The sequence below is a fragment of the Streptomyces sp. NPDC051452 genome (assembly GCF_044454765.1).
Classification (GTDB): domain Bacteria; phylum Actinomycetota; class Actinomycetes; order Streptomycetales; family Streptomycetaceae; genus Streptomyces.
The window spans coordinates 257297-275238 of record NZ_JBITEB010000007.1 but is presented as its reverse complement, the minus strand read 5'-3'; the positions used below and the strand labels follow the sequence as shown (position 1 = coordinate 275238).

The following is a 17942-nucleotide window of genomic DNA, read 5'->3' as shown; positions in this document are numbered from 1 at the left end:
CCATGACCGAGAACCCCACCGCCCTCCCGCCCCCGGTCACCGCACCATCGGCGACGCCGGTCACCGCGCGGCCCTCGGCCACCGGCACCGCACTGCCGCCGACGGCTGACGACGCGATGCCTGCGAGCACCGAAGCGGCCCAGCCCTCGACGGCCGCCGGCGCCCGGCGCGTAGCGGCAGGTTCCGCCCTGCCCTCGACAGGCGACGGCGCCCCGCGTGTACCCGCGGGTTCCGCCTCGCCTTCGGCGGCCGATACCGCGGCGCCACCGGCGCTGGCCGGTTCCGTCTCGCCCTCTACCGCCGGTGCCGATCCGGCCGTTGGCGAGGACTATCTGGCCGCCGCCGACGAGGCGGGACTGCTGCACCGGCTCGACGGACTCGTGTACGTGGCCGGCGAGTACCGCGAGCCGCTCACCGGGGTCGACCAGTGCCTGGTGGAGTACGCCGACCCGCGTCTGCTCCGCGCGGCACCCGCCTTCCTCGAAGCGCTCTTCGCCCGCTTCCCGGCGTGCGCCGAGGCGATCGTCCGGGTGGCCGGCGCCGATGACCCACACCCCGCGCTCACCCCGTACCTGAGCTACCTGGCGCTGCCCGTGGAAGCGGTCCGCGCTTGCGACGGCACGCGGGCCGACGAGCCGAGGATCGTCCTGGACGAGGCCCGCGAGCACGACACCGCCGTACACGGCTGGTTGTGCCGGGCCATGGTCACCGCCGCCGCCGGCCGCGGCCTGACCACGCGACCGGAGGCGGTGCGCGCAGCGGTGGACGACCTGATGGACTCTCCCGGCCGGCGCACCTTCGTGGTGTTCGCCGAAGGCCACGACCAGCCGTTCGGTCACGCCACACTCTGCGTCGACGCCCATGACGGCCCCAGCGGGACCGACTTCGTGGACCTCGTGGACATCCTCGTCGACGACCCCGTCCTGCGGTCCACCTCGACCGCGGCCCTGGTGCGGGCCTCCGCCCGCCTGGCGAACGGCCTCGGGCTGCCCCTCGTGGGCAACGTCTGCCACGGCCTCGACGAGGCCGGGCGCAGTGGGGCCGTGACCGCGGCCCTGGAGGCACGCGGTTGGCGCCGCACACATCAGTACCGCCAGGCGCCCCGTCGGAGCGCCGGGGCCGTGCGCGCATCCCAGGATCAGGATCAGGAAGAGACGCCGTGAATCCACCGACCCATTCCCCCTTCGCCCTCGATCTCGACCTGCTGTACGAGCTGCTGGAGGTCGAGCGAGATCTGCCGCCCCGCTATCTGCTGCGGCGGGCGAGGCAGGAGGGCGCCGTCGTGTCGACCCTGGTGCTCTCCCTGGCCGAGCGCGAGGGGCTGGCCCTGGGCGAGGGCGCGCGCGGTGAACTGGCCCGGATGACCCGGCGGTCCGATCTCTACCGGGAGCTGGACGCGGTGGTCCGCGCGGTGCCCGGCGCACGCACCGTCAAGGGCCCTTCCCTCGCCCGGTATTACCCGGCCGGCCTGCTGCGTGCGATCGGCGACCTCGACGTGGTCGTCCCCGACGAGGTCACGCTGTGGCGGGTGTTGGGCGAGGTGCTGGACCGCCGCGAGGCGGGGGAGGCCCTGATGACGGAGCTGCGCGAGGACGGCCGACGGGATCTGCTGGTCTCGGTGTGGTGGCTCGGCGAGGATCCGATGCTCGACCTCGACCGCGGCGTCGAGGTGACCACCTTCGCCTACGGCGGCCTGGCCGAGCGGGCCGTGCCGCTGCGGCCCGAACTGCCCGTCGAGCAGGTGTACGCCGATGTCCTCGCGATCGCGGAGGAGCGCTTCCAGCGCGACTTCACCCTCAAGGACGTACTGGACCTGGTCTGCGTCCTCACCTCGCCCGCGGCTCCCGACCCGGCCGCCCTGGCCCGTGTCGCCGCCGACTACGCGCTGGCACCGGAGCTTCGGGAGCTGTGCGGCAAGGCCACCGCCCATCCGGCGCTCGCCGCCGCGGTGCCGGCGGAACTGCTGGACGGACTGCGTGAGCCCGCCCGCCTCGAAGAGGCCCGCCGGACGGCCCGGGGCCCCCTCGCCCAACAGCCGCGCCACTACGGCTTCCAGCTCACCGAACCCCTGCGGCGCGGCGCCGGCGACGCGGCGCGGGACCACGACTTCGGCGGGGTGCTGCTCCGCCGCACCCCGGTGGCCGACTTCCTGCTGGTCGACGGCGAACTCGTCGACCCGGCCGACCACGAGGCGGCGCTGGCCGCGCTGTCCGCGCTCGCCCCGTGGCCCGAACGTCCGGCCCCGGCCGTCGCCCCCGTCCCGGCACCGTCCCCCCGCGCGCTCCGGCACCCGGCGAAGGACCCGGCGAACGACCCTGCGGAGGACCAGGTGAAGAACCCGGCGGAGGGGCTGGCGCGGGACCTGGCGCGGGACGTGTCGCACGGTGCCGCGCGGGGTTCGACGGCCGAGAGTCCCCTGCCTGCCGGAAACGGGAGCTGAGCCATGAGCATCGTCGACGTACAGGACCTCGGCCGGGTGTTCACCCCCCGCCGAGGCGCCGAGGTCACCGCGCTGGACGAGGTGACCTTCAGCATCGGGCAGGGCGAGGTCCTCGGACTGCTCGGCCCGAACGGCGCCGGCAAGACCACCCTCTCCCGCATCCTGACCACCCTGCTGCTGCCCACCTCCGGCACGGCCCGGATCGGCGGCTACGACGTGGTGCGCCAGGCCAAGGAGGTGCGCCGCCTGGTCGGCCTGGTCCTGGGCGGCGACCGAGGCCTCTACGGACGGCTGACGGTACGGCAGAACCTGTTGTACTGGGCCGCCCTCCAGGGCCTCGGCGGACAGACCGCCCGCCGGCGCACCGAGGAGATGCTGGAGCGCTTCGGGCTGGGCCCGCGCGCCGACGACCGCGTCGAGCTCTTCTCCCGCGGCATGGTGCAGCGCGTCCACCTCGCCCGGGCCCTGCTGAGCCGCCCCCCGCTGCTCATCATGGACGAGCCCACCAACGGCCTGGACCCGCATGCCGCGGCCGGCTTCCGGCACCTCGTCCACGAACTGCGCGAAGACGGCCGCACGGTCGTCCTGACCACCCACGACATGCACGAGGCCCAGGACGTCTGCACCCGCATAGCCCTCATCGACCACGGCCGCATCCTGCACATGGGCGCCGCCGGAGAACTGCTGGCCCGGATCGGCGCACCCCGCACCATCCGCGCCGAGGGGGTCCCCGCGGCGGCCGCCGCGCGGATCGCGGAGCTGCCCGGCACCGTCGAGGTGACCGAGCAGGGCAGCCTGACCGCGCGGCTGGAGGGCGCGGAGGCCCAGTCCGCGGCACTGGCCCTGCTGGTGGAGGCCCGGGCCACCGAGATCGCGGTGGCGCCGCCGGGACTCACCGAGCTGTACCGCACGGTCATCGCCGACCGGGAGTTCGCCCTCTGATGTTCCATTTCATGCGCGCACAGGCGCAGATGCTGTTCCGCTCGCCTCAGCTCTTCGCCACGCTGCTGGTGATCCCGTTCTACTCGCTGGTCTTCTTCCACTTCCTCAAGAGCCACCACCAGGGCGGCCTGGCCACCACCACCGCGATCACCGCGTTCCTGATGGGAAGCTGGTCCCACGCGGTGTTCGTGGCCTCGCAGGCGGTGGACGACGACCGGGTCCAGGGCACCTTGAACCTGTCCCTGCTGACCCCCTCCCGCTATCTGCTGGCGCTGGCGACGCGGACCCTGGTGACCTGCTCGCTCGCACTACCGGTGCTGGGCGAGATGTTCCTCGTCGGCCGCTGGGTGTTCGGGCTGCCGATCCGGGTGGACCGGCCGGGGCTCACCGTGCTCGTCGCGGTGCTCGTGACGACCGGGGTCGCGGCCACCGCACTGCTGATGAGCGGTCTGATGATCCTGGTCCGGGCCGCCCGCAGCCTGCAGAACGCCCTCACCTACCCCTTCTATCTGCTGGGCGGGCTGATCCTGCCGATCACGACGCTCCCCGAACCGCTGCGCTGGGTCTCCCGGGCCTTCTTCCTCTCCTGGGGAGCGCAACTGCTGCGGGACGCGGCCGCGGGACAGGTGCCCGATCCGGGAGCCCGGCTCGGCGTGCTGTGCGCTCTGGTCGGGCTCCAGGCGGCCCTCGGGCTGTGGACCGTCCGGCGGGTGCTGACCTTCGTACGCAGTGGACGGGTGGTCCTCAATGGCTGAGTTCGCTTCCCCACACCGGTCCGGCGGACTGTCCGGCGGACCGGCCGACGACCCGGCCCTGGAGCCGGGCCGGGACGGGCGCCCTTCACCGCTCGCCCGCCTGCGCGTCGCCGCACGGCAGACCGCCTACGGCGCGCTGGCGAGCTATCAGGACTACCGCGCGATGTTCACCCTGCGGACCTGGCTGTTCGGCTGGACCGTGCGGCTGATCTGCCAGGTGGTGTTCTTCGCCGGCCTGGGCCGGCTGGTGGGCTCCTCCTCCGCCGAGGGCTACCTCGTGTTCGGCAACGCCGCGATCCTCGGACCGCTGGGCTCCCTGGGCGTGGTCTCCTCCACCGTCGGCGAACGCGTCTCAGGCACCCTGCAGTTCCTGCTGCTCAGCCGGGGGAGCACCTTCCTGGTGCTGGCGTCGCGGGGCCTGCACTGGATGGCCGACGGGCTGCTGACCTCGACCATCGCGCTGTGCGTCGTCTCCCCGCTGCTGGGGGTGCCGCTGAGCTGGGCGGCGTTGCCGGTGATCCTCGCCGTGCTCTGCCTCAGTACGGTCTCCTGCTACTGCCTGGCGCTGTGTATGACCAGCATCAGTGTGCGCAGGCCCGGCGCACGCATGTACCTGACCGCCGGCACCACGATCGTGCTGATGCTGCTCGCCGGGGTCACCACGGCGGTGCCCCGGTCGGGTGCCGCCGGTCTGCTGGCCCGGGTCCTGCCGCTCACCCACGGGCTGGCGGCGGCGCGGACGCTCGCCGCGGGCGGCTCGCTCGACCTCGGCGCGGTGGCCGGCGAGGCCGCCGTCGCGGCGGGCTGGGGGCTGCTGGCCTGGCTGCTGTTGACCAGGGCGTTGCGGCACACCGTCCGCACCGGATCGCTCTCGCTGAGCTGAGCGCCGTGGAGGAGGGACAGATGAGTTACGCGTTCGAGGCGCTGCCCCGCGGGTTCAGCGACCTGGTGGGCACGGAGGCCGCCCGGGGGGTGTGGGCCGAGTCGATGTTCCGGTCGGTGACGGGCAGTTTCGGTTTCGCGCCCGTCACGGTGGCGCCGGTCGGGTACGCGGAGACCTTCGAGCGGTTCGGCTCCGCGGCCACCGGACGCATCTTCACCTTCGAGGACCTCTCCGGGCGGCGGCTCGCCCTGACCGCGGACTCGCTGGTGGCCGTGTTGCGGGCGCTGGCCGGGTCGGGGCGGTTGACGGGCGACGCCAGCGTCCTGGGCGCGGCCTGCGTGCCCATCGCGCGCTACCGGCGCAAACGGCACCGGGGCTGGAGCCAGGCGGTGGCGGTGATATGCAACGAGTCCGACGAACTCGCGGCCGATCTCACCCTGTTGCGGCTCTGGGCCGCACTCTTCGAGATCCTCGGCCCGACCGCCGGGGGCAGGCTGGAGTACTGCGACTACGGAGTCCTCGACGCGATCGCCACCGACGAGGGCCTGAGCCCGGCCGCCGCCCGTACGGCGCTCCACCGCCGTCGCCGCGGTCTGGCCAAGCCGCCGTCCGGAGAAGCCGGGGACGCCCGGGACACCGAAGAGGCCCGGGGCACCGACGATGCCCGGGGCACCGACGATGCCCGGGATACCGAAGAGGCCCGGGGCACCGACGATGCCCGGGATCCCGGGGATGCCGCGGATACCGGGGACATCGCCGAGGGCGGGGAGCCGGACGCCACGGCGCCGAACGCCGACCGCTTCCTGCGGCGGCTGGACCGCGTCTCCGCGCTCTGCCGTGGACTGCCCCTGGAGGAGGCGCCGGACCGGGTGGCGGAGGCGGAACCGGTCACCGGGGAGCGGATGGCCCATCTGCGCACCGTGCTGACGATCGCTCACGAAATGGAGGTGAGCGTGGAGTTCGGCCTGGACTGGGAGCACGCGCCCGAGTACCAGGCGGGGTTGTGTTTCCGCGCCCGCACCGGCGACGGCCGGACGCTGGGGGACGGCGGTGGTTACCACCACATGGTGCGCACCCTGGACATCGGGCTGAGCAGGTGCTGGAGCACCAGCGCCTCGGTCAATCTGCTGGCCGAGCTGGGCCCGGTCCCCGAGACGGAGTGCGTGCATCTGATGCGTATGCCCTCGGCGGACCTGCGCACCTTCATGGCCGCCGCCCGGCGGCTGCGCGCGGCCGGGTACGACGTGCTGGAGCACTGGCGTCCCCGGCGGCTCGGGCGCCAGCTGCGCCGGGTGCCGGCCCAGCCCAGCCAGTGGTTCGCGCTGGTGGGGGAGAAGGAGGCCGCCACCGGGCGGCTGACCCTGCAGAACGCGGCGGCCGTCGGGGTCACCAAAACCGTCGACCTGGGAGCGGTGCCGGAGCCGGCCGAGGCCGGCCACCAGGTCTGACGGCTCCCCTCGCCGGAACCCGACTGCTCCCGTGACTCCCCTCCGGAGTTTGTGACAGAGCTTTGTGACAAGCAATATTGACTGGCTTGACACGAGGTTCATATCATTCAGTCAAGTAAACTCGACGAAGGGATGGGGCCGATGAAGCCCTCGCCGTTCCCGCGCCCGCTCCTGGCGGCGCTCCAGGACCGCACGGAGCCCGTCACGGTGTGGGGGGCGGGCTTCATCGGCCTGTCCGCCGCGTGCGCGCTGGCCCAGGCCGGGTTCCCCTGCACGGTGCTCGACATCGACGAGCACCGGGTCGGCGAGATCAACGCCGGGGTCGTGCCGCTGCCGGGCTTCGAGGACGTCATCCCCCTCGCCGACGCCCGATCCGGCGGACGGCTGCGGGCCGCGACCCCCGACGACACCGCGGCGGTCGCGGCCCGGGCACACCTGGTGTGCGTCAACACCGACCGCGACGGCCAACCGGTGACCGGGCCGCTGACCGCGGTGCTGAGCGCCATCGGCCGGGCCCGCACCGGCGACGAGACCCTGATCGCCCTGGAGAGCACGATCAGTCTGCGCTGGCTCGACGAGCTGGTGCCCGCCGCGCTCGACACGGACCCCGCGACCGAGACGACGCTGCACCTGGCGGCCGCACCCCGCCGGGACTGGATGCTCTCCCCGCAGATGAACCTGCGGACCCTGCCCCGCGTGCTGGGCACCGCCCGCCCCGAATCCCTGCCCGTGGCCCGGGAGTTGTACGACGCGATCAGCGACGTCGTCCATCCCGCGCCGGACTGGCGGCATGCCGGACTGACCAAGCCGGTGGAGAACCTCTACCGCTACGTCGACCTGGTGCTGACCAACCAGCTCGCGCAGGCGTACCCGGGCCTGGACGTACCCGAAGTGCTCCGGCTGGCCGGCACCAAGTGGAACGTGCCCACCTTCCACCCCTCCATCGGCATCGGCGGCTACTGCATCCCGCTCAGCCCCCACTTCGCCACCGACGGGACGGCGCGAGACATCCCGCTGCCCCTGGTCGACTCGGCCATGGCCTGGGACACGGACCACCCGGCCCGGGTCGCCGAATCGATCCTGGCGATCACCGACGGTCCCATCGGCATCCTCGGCCTCAGCTACGCGGCCAACGCCAGGATCGTCGAGGGCTCGCCCACCCGCCGGCTCACCGAGCACCTGCTGGCCCGCGGCGCCGACGTACGGCTGCACGACCCCTACTTCACCCCCGAGGAGATCACCACCCTCACCGGCGCCCGGCCGCTGAAGTGGCCCGACGACCTGGGCGGCCTCGCCACGCTGATCGCCGCCACCCCGCACGACCTCTACGCCGACCTGCCCGACCGCCTCACCGCACTGGACGACCCGCCGACGGTGGTGGACAACCTCGGCGGCTACGGCACCGCGCTGCGCGACACCGCCGTCCGCTACGCGGAATGGGGCACCCCCGCCGCCCGCCCCTCCGCCGCGCCCCGGTCCTGACCCGGCGCCAGGCCGCCCCCGGCGGACCTCCCCGCACGCACCCCACCCACCCGCGCCCTCGCGCCAGCATCTAGGAGACCCCCATGAAAGCCGTCGTCACAGGCGGAAGCGGATTCCTCGGCAGCACCATCGCCTGCCGCCTGATCGAGGAGGGGCACGACGTCACCGTGCTGGACCGGGTGCCCATCGGCACCAAGGGCCTGCGCTCCGACGCCCGCTTCGTGCGGGGAGACGTCCGCGACCTCGAACTGCTGGCGAAGACCTTCCAGGGCGCCGAGGAGGTCTACCACCTGGCCGGCGTCCTCGGCACCTCCGAGCTGCAGGAGACCCCGCAGGAGGCCATCGACATCAACATAGGCGGCACGGTCAAGGTCTTCGAGGCCGCCGGCACCTGCGGAGTGCCCCGGGTCTTCTACCCCGGCAAACCCAACGTCTGGCTGAACACCTACACCATCACCAAGGCGGCCGCCGAGTCCTTCGCCCAGATGGCCAACTCCTCCGGCCCCAGCCGCATCTGCTCCCTGCGCTACTACAACGCCTACGGCCCAGGCCAGGCCCTGCTCCCCATCCGCAAGATCGTCCCCGCCTTCGCGGCCCAGGCCATCCGCGGCCTGCCGATCCAGGTGTACGGCGACGGCGAGCAGATCGTCGACATGGTGTACTCCCACGACCTCGCCGACATGACCATCCGCTTCACCCGCACCGAGCGCACCGACGTGATCCCGGACTGCGGCAGCGGGATCAGCGTCAGCGTCAACGAGGTGGCCACCGCGGTCAACGAGCACTTCGGCAACCGCGCGGGCATCAACCACCTGCCGATGCGCCCGGGTGAGGTGCCGCGCACCGTCCTCACCGCCGACATGACCGAGCTGCGCGACGTACTCGGCGACCCGAAGCTGAGCGACTACGCCGACTCCCTGGCCGACACCCTGGACTGGTACGCCCGTCTGCCCGACGAGGAGATCGACAAGACGGTGGCCTTCTACGGATGGCAGATGTGACCCCCGCCGGCGCACCCGGCACCGCGCCGGGCGCCGGCCGGCGCCCGGCCGTGCTGGTGGTCGTCGCCCATCCCGACGACGCGGAGATCGCCGTCGGCGGCACCATCGCCCACCTCACCGCACGCGGGGTCCGGGTGGTCACCGCCGTCCTCTCGCAGCCGGAGTCCGGTGCGGGAGCCCGGCAGCGCACCCGGTTCACCGAGCGGGCGGCCGCGGTCCTCGGCTACGAACTGCGCTGGCCGACGGACGGCGGAAACCGCCAGGTCACCGACATCGGCGAGATCGCCCTGGTCGCCGCGGTGGACCGGCTGATCGCCGAGATCGCCCCCCAGGCGGTGCTCACCCACTGGAGCGGCGACGGCCACGCCGACCACCGCCTCGCCGCCCGGGCGGCCGCCGCCGCGACCCGCACCTGCCGCGTCGACCTCTACGGCATGCGGCCGGGCGAGACCCGCACCCCCGCGTTCTCCCGCTTCGCCCCGCAGGTGTTCGTGGACATCAGCGCGCACCACGCCGCCAAGGCGCGCGCCCTGGAACCGTTCGGCACCGCCCGTCCGGGCTTCCGCCCGCTGGACCTGGCGGCGGTGGAGGCCGCGGACCGCTTCTACGGGACCCTGAGCGGAAGCGAGCGCGCCGAGGGCCTGGTGGTGGAACGCGCCCATGGAATCGGGGGACTGCTCTCCGCCCGCTGAGCCCGCCGACCCGCCCGACCGACTTCGCCCGTGCCGGTGAGGCCTGGCCCGGCCCGGCCTTGACCGAGTATATTCACCGCATATTCACTCGGGTTGTCGTGCCGTCGGTCACAATAAGGAGAAGCCTTCATGGCGGAATCGCAGGCTCTGGGGTCACGGATCCGCCGACTGCGGCGCGAGGCGGGTCTGTCCCAGATGGACCTGGCCGGCGAGAACCTCTCCCCGAGCTATATCTCGCTCCTGGAGGCAGGCAAGCGCACCCCCTCCCCGGAGGTTCTGGAGCAGATCGCCGCCCGGCTCGGCTGCGGCTCCGAGTACCTGCTGGAGCTGCTGGAGCCCGAACGGCACGACACCCCGCAGACGGAGCTGCGCTACGCGGAGATCACTCTGCGCAACGGAGACCCCGAGACCGCGCTGGCGACCTACACCGCCGTCCGCGACAAGGCCGCCGCTGCCGGACAGGACGGCGTCCGGCTGACCGCCGAGTACGGGGTGGCCCAGGCCCTGGAGCACGCCGGCCGGCTGGAGGAGGCCGCCGACCACTACCAGGCCCTGCTGGACCACGCCGGCTACGGACAGTCCCTGATCCCGCGACTGGCGGTGGCCGTGGCACTGTGCCGCTGCTACCGCGAGACGGGCGATCTGGCCCACGCGATCGACCTGGCCACCACCACCCTGGAGGAAGCCCGCCGGCTGCGGCTGACCCCGACGGTGCTGGGCGTCGAACTGCTCGCCACGCTCGTCGGACTGCACTGCGAGCGCGGCGACCTGCACCGCGCGGCCGCCCTGGCCCGGACCGCCATCGCCGAGGCCGAGGGCATCAAGGACCGCAAGGCCCTGGGAGCCGCCTACTGGAACGCCGGGGTGGTCGCGCACCGCGACGGCGCCACCGCCGACGCCCTGCTGCTGCTGGAACGCGCCCTGGCCATCTACTCCGAGGGCGACGACGCCCGCGCGCTGTCCCGGCTGCGCAACGCCTACGCGTCGGTGCTGATGCAGTCGGACACCGGCGACCTCGCCGAGGCCAAGTCGCAGCTGACGCGCAGTGCCGAGACCCTGGCCGACCACGGCAGCACGGTGGACATGGCGTACTGCGAGACGGCGCTGGCCCGGGCCTGTCTGCTGGAGTCCGACCCCCGCCAGGCCGAGCGGCACGCCCGGCGGGCCCTCGAACTCCTCGGCACCGGCCACCGGTTGGAGACCGCGCGCACCCTGCTGGTGCTGGCGGGCGCCCAACTGCAACTCGGCGACGACGCGGCCGCCGAGGCCGGCTGCGAGCGGGCCGCGCTGCTGCTGGAGGCCTCCGAGGCGGACCGGCAGGCGGCCTCGGCCTGGAACGACCTCGGTGAACTGCTGGAGCGCTCCGGGCGCACCGAACGGGCCCTGTGGGCCTACCGGGAGAGCCTGCGCTGCCTCGGCCAGCGCGGCAGCCTGCTTCCGGCCACCGACGCGCCGTCCGCCACCCGGGCGGCCGCCGTGCGCGGCCCGGGGGAGCGCGACCGGCCGTAGCGGGTCGCCAGGCCCGTCGCTCGCCGGGCGATCGACGCAGCCGTAGATCGATCGATCAATCGGTTGTTGATCGCGGGCGCCTAACGTCGGTGGAGACAGCGCAGGAGGGCAGCAGCGCCGTACTCCTGACACCGCTCACCGCCTTCCCCTCCCCGACGAAAGCAGACGATCCGCATGCCGCACGCCTCCAGCCGTCCCGCCGGTGCCCCTCCGTCCGGCGGGACCGTCGCCGGGTCGCTCTCCCACCGTTTTGCCCGGGTGCCGGCACTGGCCCTGCTGCTGGTGGTCCTCCCCCTCCAACTCGCCACCGGGCCGACGGAGTTCCGCGAGCTGCTGACGGGGACCACGAGTGCCTCGCCCGCCCACGACATCCCCCTCTGCTGCTGACGACAACCCGCCGGCAGCCGCGCCCCACCCGCTCAACCGGCCACCGGTAGACCACCGGTGGCGACACTCAAGGAGGACCACCCATGTCGAAGCTGCCCCGTGTCTGTACGGCACTCGGTCTGGCGCTGCTCGCCGCGACCGCCCTCGGCGCCACCACCGGCCTGCCGCACACCCACACGCCGACGGCCCCGCACACCGCCGTACAGGCCGGCATCGGCACCGGACACCTGTCCGACCCCGAGGTCAACAACACCGGCTCCAGCTACGAGCCGCCGACCGCGAAGATGTGAGCCACGGCTGACGGGCGGCCGCCCGGCTCGGACCCCACCGACCCCGGGCGGCCCCCGCTCGACGATGCGCGCCGGCGCTCCGCACGAAGCCCGCGGCATCGCCGTACCCGTGTTCGGTATGTGACGGTCGTGTGGCAGGTCACCGAGGCGTACTGTCGGTACTACGGCGATCTGGTTACGCTGCGCGGACTGTCCCGACGGGAGGTACGGATGGGTCGCCCAGGTACACGGAAACTGGCGGTTCTGGCGGTCTCGGCCGCCGTGGTGTCGGTGGGGGCCGCCGCGCCCCCCGCCCCGGCAACGAGCCGCACGGTCCCCAAGGTTCCCGTGGCCGTCGGCTACGGCGGCGCCGTGGCCAGCGTCGACGCGGACGCCTCGGCCGCCGGCATAGAGGTGCTCAAGCACGGCGGCAACGCCGTGGACGCGGCCGTCGCCACCGCCGCCGCGCTCGGCGTGACCGAGCCCTACTCCGCCGGTGTCGGCGGAGGCGGTTACTTCGTCTACTACGACGCCAGAACCCGCACGGTGCACACCATCGACGGCCGCGAGACCGCACCGCTGTCCGCCGACTCCGACCTGTTCACGGAGAACGGCAAACCGCTCGCCTTCGCCGACGCGGTCAGCAGCGGCCTGAGCGTGGGCACCCCCGGCACCCCCGCCACCTGGGAGAAGGCGCTGCACGAGTGGGGCAGCCGGCGGCTCGCCAGCGTCCTGAAGCCGGCCGAGCGGATCGCCCGCGACGGCTTCACGGTGGACGACACCTTCCGCCGGCAGACGGCCGACAACGAGACCCGGTTCCGCTACTTCCCGGACACCGCCAAGCTGTTCCTGCCGAACGGACGGCTCCCGGCCGTCGGCTCGAACTTCAAGAACCCCGAACTGGCCCGCACCTACCAGGAGCTGGGCCGGGAGGGCGTCGGCGCGATCTACCGCGGCGACATCGGCGACGACATCGTCAAGACGGTCGAACACCCGCCCGTGGACCCCGCGTCCGGCTGGAAGGCCCGGCCCGGCAAGCTCGCCGAGAAGGACCTCGCCGTCTACCGCGCCAAACTCCAGGCACCCACCAGGACCTCCTACCGCGGCCTGAACGTGTACTCCATCGCGCCCTCCTCCTCGGGCGGCACGACGGTGGGCGAGGCCCTCAACATCCTGGAGCGCACGAACCTCTCGAAGGCCAGCGAGGTGCAGTACCTGCACCACTACATCGAGGCCAGCCGCATCGCCTTCGCCGACCGGGGGCGCTGGGTCGGCGACCCCGCCTTCGAGGACGTACCGACCAGGCAGCTGCTGTCGCAGCGGTTCGCCGACTCCCGTGCCTGTCTCGTCAAGGACGACGCGGTGCTCGCAAGCCCGCTCGCCCCGGGCGACCCGCGCCGGCCGGCGGCCTGCGGCAAGGGCGGTACGGCGGCCCCGACGACCTACGAGGGTGAGAACACCACCCATCTGACGGTGGCCGACAAGTGGGGCAACGTGGTGGCCTACACGCTCACCATCGAGCAGACCGGCGGCAGCGGCATCACCGTGCCCGGCCGGGGCTTCCTGCTCAACAACGAGCTGACCGACTTCTCCTTCGCCCCGGCCAACCCCGCCGTCCACGACCCGAATCTGCCCGGCCCGGGCAAGCGGCCGCGCTCGTCGATCTCGCCGACCATCGTCCTGGACCGTGACGAGCGGCCCGTGGTGGCCCTCGGCTCGCCCGGCGGCGCGACCATCATCACCACCGTCTTGCAGACGCTCACCGGGTTCCTCGACCGGCACCTGCCGCTGGTCGACGCGATCGCCGCGCCCCGCGCCAGCCAGCGCAACGCGGCCAAGACGGAACTCGAACCGGCTCTCTACGACAGCGAACTGCGCGGGAAACTGGAGGCCATCGGCCACTCCTTCTCGCTCAACCCCGAGATCGGCGCGGCGACCGGCGTGCAACGCCTGCCGAACGGAAAGTGGCTGGCCGCCGCCGAGAAGGTACGACGCGGAGGGGGCTCGGCGATGGTGGTGGATCCGGCCCCCTAGGAATCCGGCCCCGAGGAAGGCGGCTGTGGTTCGGCGGGCGGCTGCTGGTCGGCGGCCGCCCGGCCCGGCGCCTTCTCCGTACGGAAGTCCAGCCGCCCGTCCCGGACGTCCACCGTGACCCGGTCGCCCTCGGTGATCGTGCCGTTCAGCAGCAGCCGGGAGAGCTGGTTGTCCACCTCCCGCTGGATGGTGCGGCGCAGCGGCCGGGCACCGTACTCCGGCTGGTAGCCGCGCTCGGCGAGCCAGTCGACGGCCGCCTGGGTGAACTCGACGCGGACACCCTGCCCGTCCAGCAGCCGCCGGGTGCCCTCCAGCAACAGGTCGGTGATCTTGCGCAGTTGCTCACCGGTCAGCTGCCGGAAGACCACGATCTCGTCGATGCGGTTGAGGAACTCCGGCCGGAAGTGCTCGCGCAGCGGCCGCAGGATCTGCTCGCGCCGCGCCTCCTCGTCGGCGTCCGCACCACCCGGACCGAAGCCGATCCCGGCCCCGCGCCGGGTGATCGCCTCGGAACCGAGGTTGCTGGTCATCACGATCACCGTGTTGGTGAAGTCCACGGTGCGGCCCTGGGAGTCGGTCAGCCGCCCGTCGTCGAGCACCTGGAGCAGGATGTTGAAGACGTCGGGGTGGGCCTTCTCCACCTCGTCGAGCAGGAGCAGCGAGTACGGGTGCCTGCGCACCGTCTCGGTGAGTTGCCCGGCCTCCTCGTGCCCGACGTACCCGGGCGGGGCGCCGATCAGCCGGGAGACCGTGTGCCGTTCCTGGTACTCGCTCATGTCCAGGCGGACCATGCGGTCCTCGCTGCCGAACAGGGCCTCGGCGAGGGCCCGCGCCAGCTCCGTCTTGCCGACGCCGGTCGGACCGAGGAAGAGGAAGCTGCCGATCGGCCGGCGCGGGCTGGCGAGCCCCGCGCGGGAGCGCAGTACCGCCTCGGCGACCACGGCGACCGCCTCCTCCTGGCCGACCACGCGCTGGTGCAGGTGGCTCTCCAGGCCCAGCAGCCGTTCCTTCTCCTCCTGGGTCAGCCGGCTGACCGGGATGCCGGTCTGCCGGGACACCACCTCGGCGATGGCCTCCGTCGTCACCTCCAGCTGCCCTTCGTCGGCCTTGCCGTCGTCGCTGGTCTCCGCGATCCGCCGCTTCAGCTCACCGATCCGGTCGCGCAGCTGCTTGGCCTGTTCGTAGTCCTCGTCCGCGACCGCCTGGCCCTTGTCCCGCACCAGTTGGTCGACCTCGCGCTCCATCGCGCGCACATCCGTGCCCTTCGTCCCGGCACCCAGCCGGACCCGGGCGCCCGCCTGGTCGATCAGGTCGATCGCCTTGTCCGGCAGCCGCCGGTCGGTGAGGTACCGGTCCGACAGCTCCACGGCGGCCACCAGCGCCTCGTCGGTGTAGCGCACCTGGTGGTGGGCCTCGTACCGGTCGCGCAGCCCGCGCAGGATCTCGATCGTGTCCAGGACGGTCGGCTCGGGCACCAGGATCGGCTGGAAGCGGCGGGCCAGCGCCGCGTCCTTCTCGATCCGGCGGTACTCCTCCAGCGTGGTCGCGCCCACGATGTGCAGCTCGCCCCGGGCGAGCGCTGGCTTGAGGATGTTGCCGGCGTCCATGGTGCCGCCCTCGCCGCCGGAGCCGGCGCCCACCACCGTGTGCAGCTCGTCGATGAAGACGACCAGGCGGTCGGAGTGGGCGCGGATCTCCTCCACGATGTTGTTCAGCCGCTCCTCGAAGTCGCCCCGGTAGCGGGTGCCGGCCACCACCCCGGTCAGGTCCAGGGCGACCACCCGCCGCCCCGAGAGCACGTCCGGCACGTCCCCGTCGGCGATCCGCTGCGCGAGGCCCTCCACGACGGCTGTCTTGCCGACGCCCGCGTCACCGATCAGCACCGGGTTGTTCTTGCCGCGCCGTGAGAGCACCTCGATGGTCTGCTCGATCTCCGAGTCCCGCCCGATGACCGGGTCGACCCGGTCCTGCCGGGCCAGCTCGGTCAGATCGCGGCCGTACTTGTCCAGGGTGGGCGTCCCCGTGGACCGCTGCCGCTCCGGGCGGATCTGGGTGCCTTCCGGGGCCTCGGGCGGCATGGCGGCGCCGGAGTAGCGGACCGCGTGGAGGATGTGTCCCGCCGCCGAGTCCGGGTTCGAGGCCAGCGCGCTCAGCACGTGCTCCGGGCCGATGTACCCGGCGCCGCTCGCGCGCGCCATGTCGTGCGCGTCCAGCAGCGCCCGCTTCACGGCCGGGGTCAGGGACAGCGAGGTCGGCGGCGGCACCTCGCCGGGCGGATGCCGGACCGGTCCGGAGCGGTCGTCGATCTGCGTCGCGAGCGAGTCGGGGTCCGCGCCCGCTCGGCTCAGCAGGCTCCGGGTCGGCTCGCTGGACAGTGCCGCGCGCAGCAGGTGCTGGGTGTCCAGATCCCGGCTGCCGTGCTCGGCGGCGTACTGGGCGGCCCCTCTGACCAGCTCGCGGGCCGGCTGGCTGAGCAGCCGGCCGATATCGATGTGGCGGGAGCGATCGGCTCCGCCGGGGGCACCGCCGAAGAAGCGGCCCAGGAATTCACCGAAGGGGTCAGGAGGGTAGCCGTTGGTCATGGCGTGGGGTCCTTCGCTGACGGCAGCGGAGCGGCCGGGTATCCCGGCGGTGGGTGGCTCATGCCCACGATGTCACGATCCGTGGGGGTGGGCATGTTCGCCGGGCGGAGGGCACCGGGCCGGTCCGCCGGCGCCCGCGAGGACGCCCCGGCCGCTCGGACGGTGGCCGCCGGCGCCGCGCAGGCCGCTCGAGCGGTGTCTGCCGGGGGTGCCGCGCGCGCTCGCGGCGCCCTCGCGGGACCGCGCCGGTCGCGGTCGCCCGCGCGCCCCGTGAGGCCGTGCGCGCCACGTCAGGGCGTCGCTCGTGCCGTCAGAGCGGGCGCGCCCCGTCAGGCTGTCGCTCGTGCCGTCAGGATCCGCGGGCCGCTCGCCGTGATCGCCACCGTGTGTTCCACGTGGGCCGCCCGGGAGCCGTCGTTCGTGCGCAGGGTCCAGCCGTCGGCCGCCGCGTGGTACGAGTCCGTGCCGCCCGCGATCAGCATGGGCTCGATGGCGATGACCAGGCCGGGGCGCAGTGGAAGGCCGCGGCCGGGGCGGCCCTCGTTCGGGACCCCGGGGTCCTCGTGCATACGGCGGCCGATGCCGTGCCCGCCGAAGTCCTCCGGGATGCCGTAGCCGGCCGCCCGGCACACCCGGCCGATGGCGTGCGCGATGTCCCCGACGCGGTGGCCGACCACCGCCGCCTCGATCCCCGCCGCCAGCGCCCGTTCGGCGGTGTCGATCAGCCGGAGGTCCGCCGGGCGGGGGCGGCCCACCACGAAGCTCAGCGCCGAGTCGCCGGCCCAGCCGTCCAGCGTGGCCCCGCAGTCGAGGGAGACCAGGTCGCCGTCGCGCAGCCGGTAGCCGGTCGGGACGCCGTGCACGATCGCGTCGTTGACCGAGGTGCACAGGACCGCCGGGAAGGGGGTCGGGGCGAAGGCGGGACGGTAGCCGAGGAACGGCGAGGACGCCCCGGCCTCGCGCAACACCTCCCGGGCCACCTCGTCCAGCTCCAGCAGTGAGACACCGACGCGCGCGGCCTTCCGTGCGGCCGTCAGGGCCCGTGCGACGACCTGGCCCGCCGCATGCATCGCGTCGATGGACGCGTCCGTCTTCAGTTCCACCATGCCAATTACTATACCGGTATTTAAATGGGGTCCCCGTCTCGGGGGCGGTATTAGAATGGGCGCCATGGTGCGCACCCCCCTCACCCCTGAAGAGCGCGAACGTGGCGAGCGGCTCGGCCGGCTGCTGCGCGAGGCGCGTGGCGACCGGAGCATGGCCGAGGTCGCCGCGGCGGCCGGTCTCTCCGCGGAGACCCTGCGCAAGATCGAGACAGGGCGGGCGCCGACCCCGGCGTTCTTCACCGTGGCGGCGCTGGCCGGTGTGCTCGGGCTCTCGATGGACGAGCTGGTCGTGTGGTGCGCCCTGGTTCCGGCCTGACGCGCCCGCGTCGACGGCATCCCCCGGAAAACTCCGCGTAGCGGCGCCGTAACACCGCTGGTGTTGCCTCTACCCACCGGAGTGCTGGCGGTCGGG

The 17942-nt window shown here is 73.3% G+C and carries 16 protein-coding genes; 14 read left to right on the top strand and 2 right to left on the bottom strand.

Going from position 1 to position 17942, the window contains the following annotated elements:
- The first annotated feature begins 2 nt into the window (after positions 1-2).
- The 13 genes from ACIBA9_RS19575 to ggt all read left to right on the top strand — a co-directional run bounded on the left by ACIBA9_RS19575 (position 3) and on the right by ggt (position 13842).
- Positions 3-1163 carry a hypothetical protein gene (locus tag ACIBA9_RS19575; RefSeq protein ID WP_399364527.1) on the top strand — a complete coding sequence of 387 codons (1161 nt, stop codon included), beginning with the start codon at positions 3-5 and terminating at the stop codon, positions 1161-1163.
- Complete coding sequence (locus ACIBA9_RS19570) at positions 1160-2440, top strand: hypothetical protein (RefSeq protein WP_399364525.1); 1281 nt, start codon at positions 1160-1162, stop codon at positions 2438-2440. The genes ACIBA9_RS19575 and ACIBA9_RS19570 overlap by 4 nt, the downstream gene beginning before the upstream one ends.
- Before the next feature lie 3 nt (positions 2441-2443).
- On the top strand, positions 2444-3382 hold the full coding sequence (locus tag ACIBA9_RS19565) for an ABC transporter ATP-binding protein (protein ID WP_362161325.1): 939 nt from the start codon (positions 2444-2446) through the stop codon (positions 3380-3382).
- 11 nt (positions 3383-3393) lie between these two features.
- Complete coding sequence (locus ACIBA9_RS19560) at positions 3394-4137, top strand: ABC transporter permease (RefSeq protein WP_399364522.1); 744 nt, start codon at positions 3394-3396, stop codon at positions 4135-4137.
- Positions 4130-5020, top strand: coding sequence for a hypothetical protein (locus tag ACIBA9_RS19555; RefSeq protein ID WP_399364520.1), 891 nt, complete (start codon positions 4130-4132; stop codon positions 5018-5020). Before ACIBA9_RS19560 ends, ACIBA9_RS19555 begins: the two co-directional genes overlap by 8 nt.
- Before the next feature lie 20 nt (positions 5021-5040).
- Complete coding sequence (locus tag ACIBA9_RS19550) at positions 5041-6468, top strand: ATP phosphoribosyltransferase regulatory subunit (RefSeq protein WP_399364518.1); 1428 nt, start codon at positions 5041-5043, stop codon at positions 6466-6468.
- A gap of 141 nt (positions 6469-6609) precedes the next feature.
- Entirely contained in the window at positions 6610-7950 is a 1341-nt protein-coding gene (locus ACIBA9_RS19545) for a UDP binding domain-containing protein (RefSeq protein WP_399364516.1), read from the top strand.
- Positions 7951-8033: 83 nt separating this feature from the next.
- Positions 8034-8951: an NAD-dependent epimerase/dehydratase family protein gene (locus ACIBA9_RS19540; RefSeq protein ID WP_393901468.1), complete on the top strand. Its 918-nt coding sequence runs from the start codon at positions 8034-8036 to the stop codon at positions 8949-8951.
- Positions 8939-9643: a PIG-L deacetylase family protein gene (locus ACIBA9_RS19535; protein ID WP_399364514.1), complete on the top strand. Its 705-nt coding sequence runs from the start codon at positions 8939-8941 to the stop codon at positions 9641-9643. The genes ACIBA9_RS19540 and ACIBA9_RS19535 overlap by 13 nt, the downstream gene beginning before the upstream one ends.
- A 129-nt stretch (positions 9644-9772) precedes the next feature.
- Positions 9773-11152, top strand: coding sequence for a helix-turn-helix domain-containing protein (locus tag ACIBA9_RS19530; protein ID WP_399364512.1), 1380 nt, complete (start codon positions 9773-9775; stop codon positions 11150-11152).
- A gap of 174 nt (positions 11153-11326) precedes the next feature.
- Positions 11327-11539 carry a hypothetical protein gene (locus ACIBA9_RS19525; protein ID WP_399364510.1) on the top strand — a complete coding sequence of 71 codons (213 nt, stop codon included), beginning with the start codon at positions 11327-11329 and terminating at the stop codon, positions 11537-11539.
- 83 nt (positions 11540-11622) lie between these two features.
- Positions 11623-11829, top strand: coding sequence for a hypothetical protein (locus ACIBA9_RS19520; RefSeq protein ID WP_399364508.1), 207 nt, complete (start codon positions 11623-11625; stop codon positions 11827-11829).
- A gap of 210 nt (positions 11830-12039) precedes the next feature.
- Positions 12040-13842 (top strand): gamma-glutamyltransferase, encoded by a 1803-nt coding sequence (gene ggt, locus ACIBA9_RS19515; RefSeq protein ID WP_399364506.1) that lies wholly within the window; start codon positions 12040-12042, stop codon positions 13840-13842.
- Here the strand turns inward: ggt and ACIBA9_RS19510 are convergent.
- Entirely contained in the window at positions 13839-16424 is a 2586-nt protein-coding gene (locus ACIBA9_RS19510) for an ATP-dependent Clp protease ATP-binding subunit (protein WP_399364504.1), read from the bottom strand. The two genes, ggt and ACIBA9_RS19510, sit on opposite strands and share 4 nt — an antisense overlap.
- A 329-nt stretch (positions 16425-16753) precedes the next feature.
- Positions 16754-17530, bottom strand: coding sequence for a type I methionyl aminopeptidase (map, locus tag ACIBA9_RS19505; protein WP_399364502.1), 777 nt, complete (start codon positions 17528-17530; stop codon positions 16754-16756).
- A 64-nt stretch (positions 17531-17594) separates the two neighbouring features.
- Here map and ACIBA9_RS19500 point away from each other — a divergent pair, with 64 nt between their 5' ends.
- Entirely contained in the window at positions 17595-17846 is a 252-nt protein-coding gene (locus tag ACIBA9_RS19500) for a helix-turn-helix domain-containing protein (protein WP_399364500.1), read from the top strand.
- Positions 17847-17942 lie beyond the last annotated feature (96 nt).

Excerpts from the sequence above, each read along its gene's own strand:
- ACIBA9_RS19575 (WP_399364527.1), top strand. The coding sequence starts at position 3 with ATGACCGAGAACCCCACCGCCCTCCCGCCCCCGGTCACCGCACCATCG.
- ACIBA9_RS19565 (WP_362161325.1), top strand. The coding sequence starts at position 2,444 with ATGAGCATCGTCGACGTACAGGACCTCGGCCGGGTGTTCACCCCCCGC.
- ACIBA9_RS19560 (WP_399364522.1), top strand. The coding sequence starts at position 3,394 with ATGCGCGCACAGGCGCAGATGCTGTTCCGCTCGCCTCAGCTCTTCGCC.
- ACIBA9_RS19555 (WP_399364520.1), top strand. The coding sequence starts at position 4,130 with ATGGCTGAGTTCGCTTCCCCACACCGGTCCGGCGGACTGTCCGGCGGA.
- ACIBA9_RS19550 (WP_399364518.1), top strand. The coding sequence starts at position 5,041 with ATGAGTTACGCGTTCGAGGCGCTGCCCCGCGGGTTCAGCGACCTGGTG.
- ACIBA9_RS19545 (WP_399364516.1), top strand. The coding sequence starts at position 6,610 with ATGAAGCCCTCGCCGTTCCCGCGCCCGCTCCTGGCGGCGCTCCAGGAC.
- ACIBA9_RS19540 (WP_393901468.1), top strand. The coding sequence starts at position 8,034 with ATGAAAGCCGTCGTCACAGGCGGAAGCGGATTCCTCGGCAGCACCATC.
- ACIBA9_RS19535 (WP_399364514.1), top strand. The coding sequence starts at position 8,939 with ATGGCAGATGTGACCCCCGCCGGCGCACCCGGCACCGCGCCGGGCGCC.
- ACIBA9_RS19530 (WP_399364512.1), top strand. The coding sequence starts at position 9,773 with ATGGCGGAATCGCAGGCTCTGGGGTCACGGATCCGCCGACTGCGGCGC.
- ACIBA9_RS19525 (WP_399364510.1), top strand. The coding sequence starts at position 11,327 with ATGCCGCACGCCTCCAGCCGTCCCGCCGGTGCCCCTCCGTCCGGCGGG.
- ACIBA9_RS19520 (WP_399364508.1), top strand. The coding sequence starts at position 11,623 with ATGTCGAAGCTGCCCCGTGTCTGTACGGCACTCGGTCTGGCGCTGCTC.
- ggt (WP_399364506.1), top strand. The coding sequence starts at position 12,040 with ATGGGTCGCCCAGGTACACGGAAACTGGCGGTTCTGGCGGTCTCGGCC.
- ACIBA9_RS19510 (WP_399364504.1), bottom strand. The coding sequence starts at position 16,424 with ATGACCAACGGCTACCCTCCTGACCCCTTCGGTGAATTCCTGGGCCGC.
- map (WP_399364502.1), bottom strand. The coding sequence starts at position 17,530 with ATGGTGGAACTGAAGACGGACGCGTCCATCGACGCGATGCATGCGGCG.
- ACIBA9_RS19500 (WP_399364500.1), top strand. The coding sequence starts at position 17,595 with ATGGTGCGCACCCCCCTCACCCCTGAAGAGCGCGAACGTGGCGAGCGG.